Source organism: Micromonospora sp. S-DT3-3-22 (assembly GCF_015354745.1).
Classification (GTDB): domain Bacteria; phylum Actinomycetota; class Actinomycetes; order Mycobacteriales; family Micromonosporaceae; genus Micromonospora; species Micromonospora wenchangensis.
On sequence record NZ_JACGMO010000019.1, the window covers coordinates 58,233 to 75,204 of the forward strand.

Below are 16,972 nucleotides of genomic sequence, written 5' to 3' on the forward strand. Positions count from 1 at the left end.
CCGACGTGACGGCAGCGGCTCAGCGGCCGGAAGACTCGCCCCCACCGATCCGCCGGAAACGTCCCGCCCCCGCCCGCACCGGCACCGTCCCAGCGGGACGCAGGACCGCACAGACGCAGGACCGCACAGACCGCACGGACGCAGGACCGCACAGACGCAGAGCCGTAGGGACGGCGGACGGCGGGCCGGCGGACGGCGACGCGTTCGGGTTGGCTGGTGATCCGTTGACGTCATCAGCTCGAAAGGACCCGACGGGGTATACCTGCCCCGGCCAGACCGCGAGGGAGCGGCGCGACCCGTTCCCGACCACGCCGGGGGCGGCACGACCACACGCGAGCAGCGCGACCGGGCACGACCACGCGGGAGCCACCGGGCCGCTCCCCGCAGGCAGGTCAGTGGCGGTCGGCGCGGTCGTGCAGCAGGTCGCCCACGGCGGCGATGTCGCCGGGCGACGTACGGGAAGCCAGCCAGTACATCAGCCCGGTGGGGATGAAGAAGAGCTGGAACGCGGCCAGCCCGACGGCGTAGTTCAGCGGCGGCGGGAAGGCCGCCCGCAACGCGTGGAAGGCCGCGCCGACCAGTCCGTTGCCGGCGGCCCGGCCGACCCCGTTGACCAGGTTGCCCAGGCTGTAGACGGTGCCCCGGTGCTCCGGCGGGTTCACGTCGGCGATCAGGGCGAACCAGTTCGGCGAGTTCGCCGAGGTCAGCGCCAACGCGACGACGGCGGTGAGCAGGCTCAGCCCAACCGTCGGCTCGGTCACCACGCTGGCCAGCACGGCGCCCACCACCGCGCCGGTGCCGCCGCCGTCGGGCACGTCGATCCGGATCGGCACGAAGAAAAGCACCAGGTAGAACGGCAGCGCCGCGAGGACGCCGACCGCCGCGACCAGGGCCCGCCCCCGGGGGGTACGCCGTTGCAGCGCGTCCCCGGCCAGCCCGCCGACGATGGAGAACACCCCGCCGAGCTGGAACAGGGTGGCGAAGACGCTGCCCACCACGACCGCCGTCGCCGTCGAGTAGCCCTGCCCCTGCGCCCGCTCGGCGAACAGCACCGGCAGCCACACCAGCGAACCGAACGCCGCCTGCGCGGTGAGGCCCTGCAGGATCAGCCACCGGTTGGTCCGCCGGCCCAGGATGCGCGGCAGGTCGGCTCGGGTGATCCGGTAGTCGTAGTCGACGCCGGCCTCGATCGCCGCGGCCAGCTCCGGTTCGCTCTGCCCGCGCCGGATGTCGTAGGTCAGCAGGTAGGCCACCGTGGCGGCCAGGCCGACCACGGTGAGCAGCAGGAACGGGCGTCGCCAGTCGGTCGCGCCGAGCAGCCCGCCGGTGAGCGTGCCGGCCAGGGTGCCGACCCCCTGGGACAACCCCCAGAAGCTCATCACCAGGCCCCGGCGGCGCGGGGAGATCAGGTCGGTGACCACGGAGAACCCGACCGAGCCGACCGCGCCCAACCCGACCGCGGCGACCAGTTGCGCGGCGAGGAACGTCGGGAAGCCGGTGGCGAACGCGCTGCCACCGGTGCCGGCCGCCCAGACCAGCGTGCCGACCATCAGCAGCGGCTTGCGGTTGGTCCGGTCGCCGACGTACGCCCAGGCCACCGCCGCGACCGCGCTGACCAGGAAGCTCACCGCCGTGACCAGGCCGAGCATCCGCTGCGGCACACCCAGCGCCCCGGAGATCGGCCCGTACAGCGGCGGCACCAGGCCGATCGCCACGTTGTCCAGGGAGGCGAGCACCACGAACACCACGACGCTGTAGAGGCGGTGCGCCGCGTTCCCGTGCCGGGAGGTCCTGCTGCCGGTCATGTCCGGCAGCCAACCAGGTGCGCCTCCCGGCCCGACGGGCACCCCCGCCGGACCGGCCCATCCGGGGCGGAACCGGTCGTCGGCCGGTGACCGGCCCCCGTGCGCCGGTCACCGGCCGACGTCGTCGGTCGGGTGGGTCACTCCCCGGACGCGGCCACCCGGTCGAGGGTGTGGTCGCGGGCCTCGGCGTACCGCTGGCGGATGGCGGGGACGGGCTCCGCCGCGTACTCCTCGGTGTCCTTCGGGGCCCAGGTGGGCGGCGTCGCCCCACCCAGGGCGACCCAGGCGGCCTGGCGGGCCGCGCCGTCGGCGACGTACTCCCCGGGTGGGGGCACCACCACGGGACGGCCGAAGACCTGCGGCGCGATCCGGCGGACCGCCGCCGAGCGGGCTCCGCCGCCGACCAGGATCACCCGCTCGACCGTCGCGCCCTGGGCGACCAGCGCGTCCAGGCCGTCGGCCAGCGCGCAGAGCATCCCCTCCACCGCCGCCCGGGCCAGGTGCGCCGGGGTGGCGGTGCGCAGGGTGAGGCCGTGCACCGAGCCGGTGGCGGCGGGGCGGTCCGGGGTCCGCTCCCCCTCCAGGTAGGGCACCATGACCAGGCCGTCGGCCCCGGGCGGGGCGCTCAACGCCAGGTCGGACAGGGTGTCGAGGTCGACGCCGAGCAGCGTCGCCGCCGAGTCGAGCACCCGGGCCGCGTTGAGCGTGCAGACCAGCGGCAGGAACCGGCCGGTCGCGTCGGCGAACCCGGCCACCGCGCCGCCGGCGTCGGCGGCCGGGGTGTCCGCCACCGCGAAGACCGTGCCCGAGGTGCCGATCGAGACGACCACGTCGCCCGGACCGGCACCGACCCCCAGCGCGGCGGCGGCGTTGTCCCCGGTGCCGGGGCCGAGCAGGACGTCCCCGCCCGGCGTCGCCCGGCCGTCGCCGAGCACGGCCGGGTCGAGCACGCCGGCCTGCGCGGCCGGACCGAGCACCGTGGGCACCTCGACGACCCGGCCGAACGCCTTTTCCAGCAGGTCGGGGCGGTACTGCCCGGTCACCGGCGACCAGTAGCCGGTGCCGCTGGCGTCACCCCGGTCGGTGCGCAGCGCCGCCAGCCCGGGGGCACCCGCCAACCGCCAGGTCAGCCAGTCGTGCGGCAGGCAGACGGCGGCGACCCGGGCGGCCCGCTCCGGCTCGTTGCGGGCCAGCCAGCGCAGCTTGGTGGCGGTGAAGCTGGCCACCGGGACCAGCCCCACCGCGTCGGCCCAGAACCGGCGGCCGGTCTCCCCGCCGCCGGCCTCGGCGATCAGGTCCCGGGCCGCGTCGGCGGACCGGGTGTCGTTCCACAGCAACGCCGGCCGGACGACCTCGCCCGCCTCGTCGAGGCAGACCATGCCGTGCTGCTGACCGGCGACCGACACGGCCGCCACGTCGGCCAGCCCGCCGGCCGCCTCGACGGCGGCCAGCAGGGCATCCCACCAGGCCCGTGGGTCGACCTCGGTGCCGTCCGGGTGCGGCGCGCGGCCCTCACGGACCAGCGCGCCGGTCTCCGCGTCCCGGACGACCACCTTGCAGGACTGGGTGGACGAGTCCACCCCGGCGACGAACGGCATGCCGGGCCGCCTCAGCGCGCGCCGAGCAGGTGCTCGACGGCGAGCTGGTTGAGCCGCACGAAGGCGAAGCCCTTCGCGGCCGTCGCGTCCACGTCGAACTCCTCGAACGCGGACCGGTCGGCGAGCAGCCCGGCGTAGCCCTCGCCGTCGCCCAGCGTCGGGCTGGCCAACTCGCCGACCTTGCTGGCGGCGAGCGCCTCGACCACCTCCGGGTCGGCCCGGAACGCCGCCGCCCGCTCCTTGAGCAGCAGGTAGGTCGCCATGTTGGCCTCGGCCGACGCCCACACCCCGGCGATGTCCTCGGTGCGGGAGGGCTTGTAGTCGAAGTGGCGCGGGCCGTCGTACGCCGGGCCGCCGTTGGGGCCGCCGTTCTCCAGCAGGTCGACCAGGGCGAACGCGTTCATCAGGTCGCCGTGGCCGAAGACCAGGTCCTGGTCGTACTTGATGCCGCGCTGGCCGTTGAGGTCGAGGTGGAACAGCTTGCCCTGCCAGAGCGCCTGGGCGATGCCGTGGGCGTAGTTGAGGCCGGCCATCTGCTCGTGCCCGACCTCGGGGTTGAGGCCGACCATCTCCGGGCGGGCCAGTCGGGAGATGAACGCCAGCGCGTGCCCGACGGTGGGGAGCAGGATGTCGCCGCGCGGCTCGTTCGGCTTGGGCTCGATGGCGAACCGCAGGTCGTAGCCCTGGTCGACGACGTACTGGCAGAGCACGTCGACGGCCTCGCGGTAGCGGTCCAGCGCGGCCCGGATGTCCTTGGCGACGTCGTACTCGGAGCCTTCCCGGCCGCCCCACATGACGAAGGTCTTGGCGCCCAACTCGGCGGCGAGGTCGACGTTGCGCAGCACCTTGCGCAGCGCGTAGCGGCGGACGTCGCGGTCGTTGCTGGTGAACCCGCCGTCCTTGAACACCGGGTGGGTGAAGAGGTTGGTGGTGACCATCGGCACGACCAGGCCGGTCTCGTCGAGGGCCTTGCGGAACCGGGCGAGCTGGGCCTCCCGGGCGGCGTTGTCGGCGCCGAACGGGATCAGGTCGTCGTCGTGGAAGGTGATGCCGTACGCGCCCAGCTCGGCGAGCCGGTGCACGGCCTCGACGGCGTCCAGCTCGGGTCGGGTGGCGTCGCCGAACGGGTCACGGGCCTGCCAGCCCACCGTCCAGAGCCCGAAGGAGAACTTGTCGGCGGGGGTGGGACGGGGTGCCATGGCAGACCTCCGGTGAGGATGATGATGGTGGCGGTGGGTGGGTCACCCGCAATTTGTTCAGTGGTTGAATTAAATGGCCGTGCTGTGGCACTGTCAAGGGGTGACCGACACCCGGACCGCCGGCGCGGTCCGCCAGGGCAGCCTGCGCGAACTCAACCTCGCCGTCGTGCTGCGGCGGATCGCCACGACCGGCCGGCCGCCCTCCCGGGCCGAGATCGCCGCCGACACCGGCCTGACCCGGGCCACCGTGTCGGCCGTCGTCGACGACCTGATCGCCGGCCGGCTGGTCACCGAGGCCGACCCCGCGCCCCGCACCGGCGCCGGCCGGCCCGCCCGGGGGCTGCTGCTCGGCGACACCGGGCCGGCCGGGCTCGGCCTGGAGGTCAACGTCGACTACCTCGCCGCGTGCGTGGTCGACCTCACCGGCGCCGTCCGGCACCACGAGGTACGCCGGGTGGACCTGCGCCCGCTCTCCCCCGCCGACGCGCTCACCGACCTGGTCACCCTGGCCCGGCGGGCCCGCGCCGCCGCCGACGACGCCGGGCTCGGCCTGGCCGGGGCGGCCCTGGCCGTGCCGGGGCTGGTCGACGCACGCGGCCTGGTCCGGCTCGCCCCCAACCTGGGCTGGCGGGACGTCGACGTGCCGGCCCTGCTCGCCGGCCACCCCGCCCTCACCGACCCGGTCGACGGGGTGCCGCCGCTGGTGGTGGAGAACGAGGCGAACCTCGCCGCGCTGGGCGAACTGCACGCCCGCCCCGGCGGCCCGCAGAGCTTCCTGCACGTCTCCGGCGAGATCGGCATCGGTGCCGGGATCGTGCTCGACGGGGCGCTGTTCCGGGGTTCCCGGGGCTGGAGCGGCGAACTGGGTCACGTACCCGTCGATCCGGCCGGACCCACCTGCCGCTGCGGGGCGCGGGGCTGCCTGGAGACGTACGCCGGGCAGGAGGCCGTGCTGGCCGCGGCCGGGCTGGCCGGGGTGGACCTGCCGGCCGACACCGCCGCCCGCCGGCTGGCCGACCTGGCCTGCTCCGGCGACCCGGCCGCGCTCGACGCGCTGCACGCCGCCGGCACCGCCCTCGGGGTGGCCGTCTCCGGGGTGGTGAACCTGCTCGACCTGGACACCGTCGTGCTCGGCGGCGGATACGCGACCCTCGCGACGTGGCTGTGCCCGCCGGTGCTGGCCGAACTCGACGCCCGGGTGCTCACCAGCGGGTGGTCCCCGGTGACGGTCCGGCCGGCGGCGCTCGGGGCCGAGTCCGCCGCCGTCGGCGGCGCCGGTGCGGTGGTCCGCCGGATCATCGCCCGCCCGTCCGGCTGGCTGTCCCGCCCGGGGTGACCCCCGCTTCCTCGCTGGCCGATCGTCGGCCCACCTCGGTACGCTTTCCCTGAGGCAACGAATTCCTACCGAGGAGAGCACTCCCAGCATGCGCAGAGGTCGACAGACCGACGCGCCCGGCGACCGGCGGTGACGACGACCCACCGGGACGGGCACGCCGGCCCGGTGAGCGGCGGCGGAGAGGTCTCCCGCGCACCGGCCCACCCGTCACCGGACGGCCCGCTGCCGGCTGACCCGCAGCTCGCCCGGGAACTGCTCGACGGGCTCGCCGAGGCGGTGGTCACCACCGACCATGCCGGGCGGGTCACCCTGGTCAACGCGATGGCCGGGCAGCTCCTGCCCGAGCTGACCCCCGGCACCGACCTGGCCGGGGGCACCGTGCCGGCGCTGGCCCGCGCGGTCACCGGCGACGCCGCGACGTTCGACGCCGAGCACCGGGGACGCCGGCTGCGCGGGGTCTGCCGCCCCCTGGCCGGCGGGGGCTGCGCCTGGTACGTGCGAGACGTCACCGACGAACAGGCCCGCACCGACGCGTTGCTGGCCGAGCGTTCCCGCACCGCGTTCCTGGCCCGGGCCGGCAGCCGGCTCGGGCTCTCGCTGCACCGCGAGCAGACCCTCCGCAGCACCGTCACCCTGCCCGTGCCCTACCTGGCCGACGCGGCGCTGGTCGTGCACCGGCCCCCGCAGCCCGGCGAGGACGTCCCGCACTGGCTGCGCTACGCCGACGGCGACCCCGGCCCGGTCGGCGGGGTCGCCGACCCGGAGCTGACCGGCGCGGTCCCCGGGCTCGTCGAGGCGCTCAGCGGCGCGACCACCGACCCCAGTCCCTGGCTCGACGCCGAACTGGCCGACCTGGACGCCGTGCTGCCGCCGGACTTCGGCCGCCCCGGCACCGTGCTGACCAGCCCGATGCCCAGCGCCGGCGGCCCGGCCGGCGCGCTGGTCCTGGTCCGCCGGATCGGCCGGCCCGGGTTCGACCAGCGCGACATCGAGCTGGCCCGGGAGTTCGCCGCCCGGGCCGGGTCCGCCGTCGCCGCCGCCGAACTCTACGGCGAGCAGGCCCACCTGGCCCGGGTGCTCCAGCACAGCCTGCTTCCCCCGGAACTGCCCCCGGTGCCCGGCGTCACCCTGGCCGGGGGTTACCGCTCCGCCGGGGACAGCCTGCGCATCGGCGGCGACTTCTACGAGGTCTTCCGCACCGCCACCGGGGCCCTGTTCGCCCTCGGCGACGTCTGCGGCAAGGGGGTCGGCGCGGCCGTGCTCACCGGCCGGGTACGCCAGTCGTTGCAGACCCTGCGGCTTGTCGAACAGCGTCCCCGGGAACTCGTCGCCCTGCTCAACCGGGCGCTGTTCGACTCCCCGGACGCCGCCCGGCGCAGCCAGTTCACCACCCTGCTGCTGGGCACCACCGAACCGGAGGCCGACGGCGGCCTGCGGGTCCGTATCGCCGGCGGCGGGCACCCGTCCCCCCTGGTGGTACGCGCCGACGGCAGCATCGCCGAGGCCCGGGTGGGCGGCATGCCGATCGGCGCGTTCGCCTCGGCGACCTTCGTCGAGGTGGAGGTGCGGCTCGCGCCGGGTGAGCTGTTGCTGGCGTACACCGACGGGGTGACCGAGGCGCGCGGCGGCGCGGCGGCCGTCGAGATGTTCGGCGAGCAGCGGCTGCGGCAGGCGCTCGCCACGGTGGCCGGCCTGCCGCCCGCCGCCGTGATCGACTGGCTGCTCCAACTCGTCGACGAGTGGCTGGACGGGGAGAGCCACGACGACATCGCGATGCTGGCCGTCTGCGCTGCGGACCCGGCGTGAGCCGACCGGACGGCCCGACCGCTGCGGACCCACGCCCGCCGGCATCCGGGCCGACCGTGGTGGGTCCGGAGGTCGTCGCGGCGTACCTCGACTGTCTGGACCGGGCCGACCTGCCCGCCGCCACCCGGATCGCGACCGGGCTGCTGGACGCCGGCTCGTCGGTGGCCGACGTCCTGGTGGACCTGGTCGCCGTGACCCAGCGCGAGGTGGGACTGCGCTGGCTGACCGGCCGGTGGAGCGTCGCCCAGGAACACGCCGCCACCCACGTCAGCGAACGGGTGGTCGAGACGGTCGCCGCCCGCACCGGCCCGACCGGCGACCGGGGGCACGTGGTGATGGCCTGCGTCGAGGGCGAGTGGCACGCGCTGGCCGCCCGGATCGTCGTCGAGGTGGTCCGCGCCGCCGGCTGGCGGGTCACCTTCCTCGGCGCCAGCGTGCCGGTCCGGCACCTGGTCTCCTACCTGCACCAGACCGGCCCGGACGCGGTGCTGCTCAGCTGCGTGCAGCCGAGCCGGTTGATCCGGGCCGGACGGATGATCGAGGCGTGCCGGGCGGCCGGGGTGCCGGTGGTGGCCGGTGGCCCGGGTTTCGGCCCGGACGGCCGCTGGGCCGCCGCCGTCGGCGCCGCCGCCTGGGGGGCGACCGCCCGGGACGCGGCCCGGCTGCTGGCCGGCCCGCCGTTCCCGGCACCGCACACCGGCCCCGTCCCGGCGGCCGGCACCGACGAGTACGTCGCGGTGCTGCGCCGCCGCCGCGACCTCGTACAGCTGGTGCTCCGCGAGGTGGCCCCGGAGGCGGACCGGGTCGAGGAGGTCGCCGGCGCGGTCGCCCAACTGGTCGACGCGCTGGCCGCGGCGATCCGGATCGGCGACCCGCGGCTGCTTGTCGAGTTCGTCCGCTGGCAGACGGAGGTGCCCGACACCCGCGACGGCGCCCGGCTGCTGGACACCATGCTCCGGGTGTGCGCCACCGCGCTGACCGAACACCCGCACGCCTGGGACTACCTGCGTCAGGCCCGGGTCCTGCTGACCGCCGCCCCGTGACCGCCGGCGGATCAGGCCGAACGGGCCGCCGGGGTGCCGTTACCGGGCCGGGCCTGGACCGGCGGGGGCGGTGCGGACGGTAACTCGACCACCGGCCCGCTCTCCCCCTCCCGGGCCCGCGCCACCCGGTCGAACTCCACCAGACCGCGCAGCAACGCCCCCCGGCCCTCGCCGCTCATCCCGGCCAGCACGGCGGCGAGCCGCTGCCGGCGGTCCCGACGCAGCTCGGCCAGGAGGCGGGTCGCCTCCGGGGTCAGGTGCAGGGCGATCTCCCGCCGGTCCGACCGGCCCGGCTCCCGCTCCAGCATGCCGGCGGCGACCAGCCGGTCGCAGAGCCGGCTCGCCGAGGAGAGCAGCATGTTGAGCAGTGTGGCGAGCCGGCGCAGGTTGATCCCGTCGTGCCGTTCGACCACCATGACGGCGCGCAACTGCGCGCTGGACAGCCGGCTGGTGGTGCTCTCCCGGGCCGCCTCCCACACGGAGAGCAGGGCCCCTGTCGCGGCGTCCAGCTCGGCGGCCATACTCACGTCTGGTCCGTCAGGACCACTTTCTTCGGCCATGGTGGGCCCGAGACTACCCCCCGTACCAGGGGATCTGCGCTGTCAGGAGGCGTGAATGACCAGCGGACCCGAGTGCCGGGCCCGACGGGTGCTGACCGAGTCACCCGCGGACCTGCTGCTGGAACGGCTCGCCGACGAACTGGGGCGGTCCTACCGGATCACCGACGTGGAGCTGTTCCAGGTCGACTACCGGCTGTCGGTGCTGCTGCCGCTGGGTGGCGGCGACCCGCTGACCGGGCCCGGTCACCCGGCCTGGCGCTGCTACGACCACCAGCAGCCGGTGCTCGCCGACGGGATCGGCTGGTTCCCCGTCGGCATGCGGGGTGAGCGGCGCGGGGTGCTGCGGTTGGCCCCGGTGCCCGACGACCGGACGGCGGTCGACGAGTTGACCCGCATCGCCACCGCCCTGGGGCACGAACTGGCCGCGGTCACCGCCGGCACCGACGTCTACCGGGCCTCCCGCCGGGCCCGCCGGCTCACCCTCGCCGCCGAGATGCAGTGGGAGCTGCTGCCGGGGCGCAGCCGGGACCGGCCCTCGTTCCGCCTCGCCGGCCAGCTCGAACCGGCGTACGCGGTGCGTGGGGACAGTTTCGACTGGTCCGACGACGGCACCCGGCTGTGGCTGTCGGCCATCAACGGCACCGGTGAGGGGGTGGCCGCCTCGATGCTCACCGCGCTGGCCACCCACGCGTTGCGCAACGCGCGCCGGGGCGGATTGGCCCTCGCCGACCAGGTCGCCCTCGCCGACCAGGCGGTCTACGCCCTGCACCGGGGCGAGCAGCACCTGTCCGCACTGGTGATGGAGCTGGACCTGGCCACCGGGGTGCTGACGGCGGTGGACGCCGGGTCGCCCCGGCTGGTGCTGCTGCGCGACGGTGAGGTCAGCGAGCAGGCGCTCGACAAGCAGTTCCCGCTGGGCATGTTCGAGGGCACCGACTACCAGCACCAGAGCTTCGAGCTGCGCCGTGGCGACCGGCTGTTCGTACTCAGCGACGGCGTGATCGACGCGACCGGGCAACACGTCCGGTACGGCGAGACGGCCCTGGACCGGTTCCTGCGGCGTACCGGACCGGTGACGCCGCTGGACGCGGTCCGCTCGCTCATCGGTGACCTGCGCGCCTTCGTCGCCGGTGACCTGGTCGACGACGCGGTGGTCGTCTGCCTGGACTGGACCGGCCCGCAGGAGTGAGACCGGCGGCGGGCCCGGCGTGCAGCGACGCCGGGCCGGCGGTCAGTACGCCCCGCGCCCGCGCAGCACCGCGCCGAAGGTCTTCCACAGGATGGTCAGGTCGGCGGCGAGCGACCAGTTCTCCACGTAGTAGAGGTCCAGCCGGATGCCGTCCTCCCAGCTCAGGTCGGACCGGCCGCTGACCTGCCAGAGGCCGGTCATGCCCGGCTTGACCAGCAGGCGGCGGGCCACGTCGCCGTCGTAGCGGGCCACCTCGGAGGGCAACGGCGGCCGGGGGCCGACCAGGCTCATCTGACCGAGCAGCACGTTGACCAGCTGGGGTAGCTCGTCGAGGGACCACTTGCGCAGCAGCCGCCCGATCCGGGTGACCCGCGGGTCGTCGCGCATCTTGAACATCAGCCCGTTGGTCTCGTTGCGGGCGACCAGCTCGGCCAGCAGCGCGTCGGCGTTGACCACCATGGTGCGGAACTTCAGCACCCCGAACTCCCGGCCGCCCTGCCCGACCCGGGTCTGCCGGAACAGCACCGGCCCCCGGCTGTCCAGCCGGACGGCCAACGCGATCAGCGCCACCAGGGGCAGCAGCAGCGCCAGCGCCACGGCGGCGGCGGACCGGTCGACGAACTCCTTGACCAGCTTGCGGGCCCCCCGGAACTCGGGCGCCTCGACGTGGATCAGCGGCAGCCCGGCCACCGGCCGGGTGTGGATGCGCGGGCCGGCGACGTCGGTGAGGGCGGGGGCGACGACCAGGTCGATCCCGGTGCCCTCCAGCTGCCAGCCCAGCCGGCGCAGCCGGGTCGCGGTCAGCTCGCCGGACGCGGTGACGGCCACGGTGTCCGCGCCGATCGCGGCGGCGGCCTCGGGGATGCCCCGCAGGGAGCCCACCACCGGCACGTCGCTGAGCCGCTGCGGCACCGGGGCGAGCAGCGCGTCGGGGATGCACGCGCCGACCACGTGGTAGCCGGCGTACGGCTCCCGGCGCAGGGTGTGCACCAACTCCAACACGTGCGCGGTGTCCCCGACGACGAGCACCCGGCGGGACCAGCCGTCGCCCCGGCAGCGGGCCCGGTGCAGTGCCTTGCGGGCGGCGAACCGGGTGGCCACCAGCCCGACCGTGCCGACGGCGAAGGAGATGCCGAGGAAGCCGCGGGAGACCCCGACGTCGAAGATGTAGCCGGCGATCGCGACCCCACCGGCCAGTCGCAGGCTGGCCCCGCTGACCCGCCGGTACTCGTCCGCGCCGTAGCCGAGCACCCGGTCGTCGTAGCAGCGCAGCGCCTTGAGCGAGACCAGCCAGACCAGCACCAGGGCCGGCGCCACCACCACGTACGGGATCTCCGAGCCGCGCGGCACGGCGTCGCCGAAGCGGGTGGCGTAGCCGGCGAGGACCGCCAGCGACAGCACGGCGGTGTCCAGCACCACGAGCGTCCGTACGTAGCCCCGCTGGCTGGACTGTGACCGGGTACCCGCCGGCCGGGCACCGGGTGCCGACGGCGGGGTACGGACGGGCGTGGACAGCGTCGCCGAGGTCACCCAACCTCCCCCACATCACACTGGTCGACTCCGCAGCCGGTGGTCATCCCCACGGGCCGGCCGCCGGAGCACTCCCGACATCCTGCCCCAACAATGATGCTCACCAATTGCCTCGGACACATTACCGTCAGTTTTCGTCATCCGGCCGGAGCCGGAAAGCGCACTACCGCACCGGTTTGCCCGGCGCGGCAGGTCGCCAGCGCTGTGCGAGGGCTCAGCGCGGTGCGTTCGGGCGCAACGCGATGGCCTTCAGGAAGATGTCACCGATCTTGGACGGGTCCTCGGTGACGAAGGCGCCGCCACCGGTGACGTTGGTGATGGACTGGAGTTCGGCCTTGGAGACCTCGCTGCCGATGCCGATGATGACCACCTGCACCGGGCGCTCCGGGTCGTTGAGCTGCTTGAGCCGGCTGATCAGCGCGCTCTGCGAGATGCCGTTCTTGTCCTCGTTCTTGCCGTCGGTGAACAGCACCACCGAGTTGACCCGGCCGGGCTCCCAACCGTCCTGGACGGTCTTGTACGCCGCCAGCATGGTGTCGTACAGGCCGGTGTCGCCGCTGGACGGGCGGATGCCGGCGAGCCCCTGCTCCAGCTTGCCCCGGTTGCCGGACAGCGGGTTGATCGGCTCGATCTCCCGCCAGTCCCGCGAGCCGACCAGCTCGGTGGAGAAGGTCCACAGCCCGATCGACCAGGAGTCGTCGAAGAGGTTCAGGCCCCGGCTGGCCGCCGCCACGGTCACCTGTTCCCGGCTGGCGTTGTTGGCCGACGGGACGGGGGCCTTCATCGAGCCGGAGACGTCGATGACGCAGAGCATCCGCCCGGACTGGGTGGCGATCGACCAGCCGGAGACCGCCCGGTCTATGGCCACCGGGTCCAGGCCACCGGCGGCGGTCCCCCCGGACGGGGGCACGGCCGTGCCGCCGCCGGCCGGGCTCGGCGCGCCCTGCGGCGCCTTGAAGCCGTCACCCCAGTTGCCGTCCGGGGCGCGCAGCGACTGCACGGCGAGCCGGTTCTTGAAGCTCTGCGTGGTCAGCAGTTCGAAGAGCACCTTCGCGGCCGACGCCTTGGCCTGGTCGATCCCGGGGAGCACCGCGTACGGGTAGTCCAGCGGCATCGGCGACGGCTCCAGGTAGAGCGCGGCCAGCGGGATCGGCGGCTTGGTGTTGTTGTAGGCGATGACGTCCTCCTCCGACAGCGCGGCGGCACCGAGCGCGCTGGCGATGGAGGTCGGGTCGTTGGAGCGCGGGAACCGGGCCAGCAGGTCCTGCCGCAGCGCCGAGCGACCGGTGGCCAGCGCCCGCAGGGCGGCCGTGGTCGCCTGCTGGGCGTCGCCGCCCCCGCCGCTGGCCGCGGCGGTCAGGGAGAGCAGGCCGGAGAGCCCGGCGGCGTCCTGGGTCGGCTCGACGATGCCGGCCCGCAGCGGCTTGTCGCTGCGTACGGCGCGCAGCATGTCGTTCCAGGTGAGCTTCTTCTCCGGCCAGCCGAACTTGGTGCTGGCGATCGGCTGCGGCATGGCCACCACGATCGGGCTGCGGGCGATCGACGCGCCGTTGCCGGGGGCGAACGCGGTGGCGCCGCCGCTCTTGAGGCGCAGCAGCCAGGTCGACGAGTCCGGAATCCACACGTCGGGCGTGACCGCGGTGCCGCTGGCCTGCCCCACCCCGGCGAGGCTGGCCCCGTGCTTGCTAGACACCGCGGCGGCCACCTCCACCGGTTCGGAGGCCGTGACGTTCACCTTGATGCAGGTGCCACCGACCGCCGCCCCGTCCGTCGTCCACTGGGCCGCCGCCGCCTCGACGGCCGGCGCGACCTCGGGCGCGGCGGCCACGCCGAGCTGGATCTCCCCCGAGCAGGACGGTCCGGCCAACTGCTGGTAACCGACCCAGGAGCCGCCGACCACGACGACGAGCGCGGTCGCCGCCGCGGCGGCGCCCGCTCCACGGATACTTGAACGCATGCGATGGCGGCCAGACACGCTGACCATCTTGCGTATCTCGTGCGCTTACTGCCACAACCGTTCGGACGAAAGTTACGCAGGAGAAACAGTTGATCACTATTTCGGCACTCTGAGTAATCAAATCGTCTCGTGACGTGGCACCGATCCACCCCGGACGGACGTATGTCAGGGCAGTACGCAGGTCGGACTGCCGGTGGGCACCGGCTCACCCACCGGCGACGGCACGCCCGACTCGGGGTCGACCCAAAACACCCGGATCATGTCGGCCCGCTCGTCGGCGACGTACAGGTGCCGACCGGCGAACGCGAAGTGCCGGGGCCACTCCCCGCCGGTGTCCACCTCGTCGACCAGCCGGGGCAGCTCCCCGTCGAGGGCGAAGACCGCCACCGTGCCGACCCCCCGGTTGCCCAGGTAGAGGAACCGCCCGTCCGGGCCGACGGTGATCTCCGACGGCTGGACGTGACCGGCCCGCCCGCTGGCATCCACCCGACCCCGCTGGTGCAGCGCCCCGTCGGCGGTCAGCTCGTAGGCGGTCACCGTCGCGTCCAGCTCACCGGAGAGCCAGCAGCGCCGCCCGTCGGGATGCCGGGCCAGGTGCCGGGGGCCGGCGCCCGCGACCGTGTGCACCCGGGGGGCACGCGGCGTCAGCCGGCCGGTGGCGGCGTCCAGGTCGTACCGGTAGACCGAGTCGGTGCCCAGGTCGACGGCGAGCAGCGGGCCGGCGTCGGGATCGGGCGACACCATGTGGCAGTGCGCCTGCTCCTGCCGCTGCGGGTCCGGGCCGTGCCCCTGGTGGACCACCAGGTCGGTCCGTTCCCCGGGCACCCCCTGCCCGTCCAACGGCAGGACGGCGACGCTGCCCCCGCCGTAGTTGGCGACGAAGAGGTGCCCGCCGTCCGGGGCGACCGCCAGGTGGGCCGGCTCGGCACCGCCTGTCGACCGGACCCCCAGCGGGGTCAGCCCGCCGTCGGGGTCGACCGCGAAGGCGCTCACCTGCCCCTCGGGCAGCTCGTTGACCGCGTAGAGCACCGGCCGGGACGGGTGCCGGACGAGGAAGGACGGCGCCGGGGTCACCGCGACCGTGCCGAGCGGGGTCAACTCCCCCGTCTCCGGGTCCCGCCGGGCGGCGACGATGCCTTCCCCGCGCCCGCCCGTGTCCGCCGTGTAACCGCCGATGTGGACGATCGTCCCCGTCACCGAACCACCCCTCCGCCGAATCCCGTCGTCGCTCCCCAGGCTTCCCGCAATCGCCCGCCGGCATCCCTGGTTACCCGGTTCTCCTCAGCCCGGCAGGGGTGCGGGGCCGGTCAGCCCACCGGGACCGGTTCGCCGCGCTGCCGGGCCACGTGCTCGACCAGCGAGATCAGCACCAGTTTGCCGGACTGCCGGTCCCGGGCGTCGCAGAGCATCACCGGCACCTCCGGTTCGATGTCCAACGCCTGCCGCACCGCGTCGACACCGAACCGGCGGGTGTCCTCGAAACAGTTCACCCCCACCACGAACGGGATGCCGCGCTGCTCGAAGTAGTCGATCGACGGGAAGCAGTCGGCCAGCCGGCGGGTGTCGGCCAGCACCACCGCGCCGAGCGCGCCGAAGGCCAACTCGTCCCAGAGGAACCAGAACCGGTCCTGCCCGGGGGTGCCGAACAGGTAGACCTGGAGATCGTCGGTGATGGTGATCCGGCCGAAGTCCATCGCCACGGTGGTGGTCGACTTGCCCTCCACCCCGGACAGGTCGTCGGTGCCGATGCCGGCGTCGGTCAGCACCTCCTCGGTCTGCAACGGCCGGACCTCGCTGAGCGCGCTCACCAGCGTCGTCTTGCCGGCGCCGAAGCCACCGGCAATGAGGATCTTGAGAGCCAGCGGCAGCCGGCCCGCTGAGGAGTCGCGATCAGAGCGCACGTAGTCCACTGACCACCGCCTTGAGAATGTCGTCGTCGGGAAGGCCGGCGGCGGCCGGCGGTTCGTGCACGGTGACCAGCCCACGGGCGAGCAGGTCACCGAGGAGGACCTGGACCACCCCGAGGGCGAGATCCAGGTCGGCGGCGAGATCCACCACCGCCACCGGCTGCCGGGCGCACTCCACCAGCCGACGGTGCTCGGGTTGCAGCCCCGGCTGGCCGTACGGGTCGACACCCGCCGCGGCCAGCACGAAGGCCACCAGGTCGAAGCCGCCGACAGCGGGCCGCACCCGGCCACCGGTGAGGGTGTACGGGCGCACCACCGGACCGGCCGCACCGTCCAGCCACTCGTGCTGGTGACCCGGCTGCTCAGCCCGCATCGGCGAGCCCCGCCGCCCGCGCCGGGGCGGTCAGGTTCTCGCCGACCCGGACGACCAGCATCGCCATCTCGTAGGCCACCAGGCCGATGTCGGCGTCCGCCGCGCAGGCCACCGCCAGGCAGGCGCCCTGCCCGGCGGCGGTCACGAAGAGGTACGCCTCCTCCATCTCCACCACCGTCTGCCGGACGCCACCGGCGGCCAACTGCCGGCTGGCCCCCTTGGCCAGGCTGGAGAAGCCCGAGGCCAGCGCGCAGAGGTGTTCGGCGTCGGCCCGGTCCAGCCCGGCGGAGGCACCGAGCAGCAGGCCGTCGGCGGAGAGGACCACCGCCTGCTGGGCCGCCGGCACCCGCTCCACCAGTTCGTCGAGCAACCAGCCGAGATCGGCGTTCTGCCGTGTCGTGTGCACCACTAGGCGTCCCTCTCAGTCGCGGTCGAATCGGGCGTCGCCACCGGGCCGGCCGGCGACGGGGATGCCCCGGCGTCGGACCGCCCCGGGTCGCCGCCCGTGGTCGGGGCGGGCCGGGCCGGTGGGACCGGGTGGACGCCGCTGCTGTCCAGCCGTCCCCGGGCGGTGCCGGCCTGCAGGGCCGACATCTGTCGCCGTACCTCCTCGGGGGAGCGGGTGGTGGGCGTGTCGGGGCCGGCCGGCGGGCGCGGGGGGCGGGCCAC

14 protein-coding genes and 1 pseudogene are annotated in these 16,972 nt (G+C 74.8%); 4 read left to right on the forward strand and 11 right to left on the reverse strand.

Features of this window, described 5'->3' with window-relative positions; translation table 11 throughout:
- Positions 1-392: 392 nt before the first annotated feature.
- The 3 genes from H1A17_RS08275 to xylA form a co-directional block, all read right to left on the reverse strand.
- Positions 393-1,805, reverse strand: a complete 1,413-nt coding sequence (locus H1A17_RS08275) for an MFS transporter (RefSeq protein WP_194821547.1) — start codon at positions 1,803-1,805, stop codon at positions 393-395.
- Between the two features lie 137 nt (positions 1,806-1,942).
- Positions 1,943-3,403, reverse strand: coding sequence for a xylulokinase (xylB, locus tag H1A17_RS08280; RefSeq protein ID WP_194821548.1), 1,461 nt, complete (start codon positions 3,401-3,403; stop codon positions 1,943-1,945).
- 11 nt (positions 3,404-3,414) lie between these two features.
- Positions 3,415-4,602, reverse strand: coding sequence for a xylose isomerase (gene xylA / locus H1A17_RS08285; protein ID WP_145921415.1), 1,188 nt, complete (start codon positions 4,600-4,602; stop codon positions 3,415-3,417).
- 73 nt (positions 4,603-4,675) lie between these two features.
- On the opposite strand from xylA, the gene H1A17_RS08290 reads away from it, so the two are divergent.
- The 3 genes from H1A17_RS08290 to H1A17_RS08300 all read left to right on the forward strand — a co-directional run bounded on the left by H1A17_RS08290 (position 4,676) and on the right by H1A17_RS08300 (position 8,787).
- Complete coding sequence (locus H1A17_RS08290; protein ID WP_194821549.1) at positions 4,676-5,938, forward strand: ROK family protein; 1,263 nt, start codon at positions 4,676-4,678, stop codon at positions 5,936-5,938.
- Positions 5,939-6,067: 129 nt separating this feature from the next.
- On the forward strand, positions 6,068-7,744 hold the full coding sequence (locus H1A17_RS08295) for a PP2C family protein-serine/threonine phosphatase (protein WP_305070081.1): 1,677 nt from the start codon (positions 6,068-6,070) through the stop codon (positions 7,742-7,744).
- Positions 7,745-7,800: 56 nt separating this feature from the next.
- Entirely contained in the window at positions 7,801-8,787 is a 987-nt protein-coding gene (locus H1A17_RS08300; protein ID WP_309236730.1) for a cobalamin B12-binding domain-containing protein, read from the forward strand.
- A gap of 11 nt (positions 8,788-8,798) precedes the next feature.
- Here the strand turns inward: H1A17_RS08300 and H1A17_RS08305 are convergent, their stop codons facing one another.
- Positions 8,799-9,308, reverse strand: coding sequence for a MarR family winged helix-turn-helix transcriptional regulator (locus H1A17_RS08305; protein ID WP_194821554.1), 510 nt, complete (start codon positions 9,306-9,308; stop codon positions 8,799-8,801).
- Between the two features lie 94 nt (positions 9,309-9,402).
- Here H1A17_RS08305 and H1A17_RS08310 point away from each other — a divergent pair, with 94 nt between their 5' ends.
- Positions 9,403-10,536, forward strand: coding sequence for a PP2C family protein-serine/threonine phosphatase (locus H1A17_RS08310; protein WP_145921418.1), 1,134 nt, complete (start codon positions 9,403-9,405; stop codon positions 10,534-10,536).
- Between the two features lie 42 nt (positions 10,537-10,578).
- On the opposite strand, the gene H1A17_RS08315 is transcribed toward H1A17_RS08310, so the two are convergent.
- The 7 genes and pseudogenes from H1A17_RS08315 to H1A17_RS34320 form a co-directional block, all read right to left on the reverse strand.
- Positions 10,579-12,066, reverse strand: a complete 1,488-nt coding sequence (locus tag H1A17_RS08315) for a sugar transferase (protein ID WP_145921419.1) — start codon at positions 12,064-12,066, stop codon at positions 10,579-10,581.
- Between the two features lie 214 nt (positions 12,067-12,280).
- Positions 12,281-14,023, reverse strand: a complete 1,743-nt coding sequence (locus tag H1A17_RS08320) for a substrate-binding domain-containing protein (RefSeq protein WP_194821550.1) — start codon at positions 14,021-14,023, stop codon at positions 12,281-12,283.
- Positions 14,024-14,188: 165 nt separating this feature from the next.
- The gene (locus tag H1A17_RS08325; protein ID WP_194821551.1) at positions 14,189-15,220 is read right to left on the reverse strand and encodes a lactonase family protein; all 1,032 of its coding nucleotides are present in this window, start codon (positions 15,218-15,220) and stop codon (positions 14,189-14,191) included.
- Between the two features lie 110 nt (positions 15,221-15,330).
- On the reverse strand, positions 15,331-15,933 hold the full coding sequence (locus tag H1A17_RS08330; RefSeq protein ID WP_145921422.1) for an ATP/GTP-binding protein: 603 nt from the start codon (positions 15,931-15,933) through the stop codon (positions 15,331-15,333).
- Positions 15,914-16,303, reverse strand: a complete 390-nt coding sequence (locus H1A17_RS08335; protein WP_145921423.1) for a DUF742 domain-containing protein — start codon at positions 16,301-16,303, stop codon at positions 15,914-15,916. Before H1A17_RS08335 ends, H1A17_RS08330 begins: the two co-directional genes overlap by 20 nt.
- A complete protein-coding gene (locus H1A17_RS08340; RefSeq protein WP_145921424.1) occupies positions 16,293-16,712 on the reverse strand; it encodes a roadblock/LC7 domain-containing protein in 420 nt (139 codons plus the stop codon). The genes H1A17_RS08335 and H1A17_RS08340 overlap by 11 nt, the downstream gene beginning before the upstream one ends.
- A pseudogene (locus H1A17_RS34320) lies at positions 16,712-16,972 on the reverse strand (ATP-binding protein); the annotation flags it as partial. The gene H1A17_RS08340 and the pseudogene H1A17_RS34320, both read right to left, overlap by 1 nt.

What these genes read in the sequence shown, in the direction of transcription:
- H1A17_RS08275 (WP_194821547.1), bottom strand. Translation starts at nt 1,805, where the DNA reads ATGACCGGCAGCAGGACCTCCCGGCACGGGAACGCGGCGCACCGCCTC.
- xylB (WP_194821548.1), bottom strand. Translation starts at nt 3,403, where the DNA reads ATGCCGTTCGTCGCCGGGGTGGACTCGTCCACCCAGTCCTGCAAGGTG.
- xylA (WP_145921415.1), bottom strand. Translation starts at nt 4,602, where the DNA reads ATGGCACCCCGTCCCACCCCCGCCGACAAGTTCTCCTTCGGGCTCTGG.
- H1A17_RS08290 (WP_194821549.1), top strand. Translation starts at nt 4,676, where the DNA reads ATGGCCGTGCTGTGGCACTGTCAAGGGGTGACCGACACCCGGACCGCC.
- H1A17_RS08305 (WP_194821554.1), bottom strand. Translation starts at nt 9,308, where the DNA reads ATGGCCGCCGAGCTGGACGCCGCGACAGGGGCCCTGCTCTCCGTGTGG.
- H1A17_RS08310 (WP_145921418.1), top strand. Translation starts at nt 9,403, where the DNA reads ATGACCAGCGGACCCGAGTGCCGGGCCCGACGGGTGCTGACCGAGTCA.
- H1A17_RS08320 (WP_194821550.1), bottom strand. Translation starts at nt 14,023, where the DNA reads ATGCGTTCAAGTATCCGTGGAGCGGGCGCCGCCGCGGCGGCGACCGCG.
- H1A17_RS08335 (WP_145921423.1), bottom strand. Translation starts at nt 16,303, where the DNA reads ATGCGGGCTGAGCAGCCGGGTCACCAGCACGAGTGGCTGGACGGTGCG.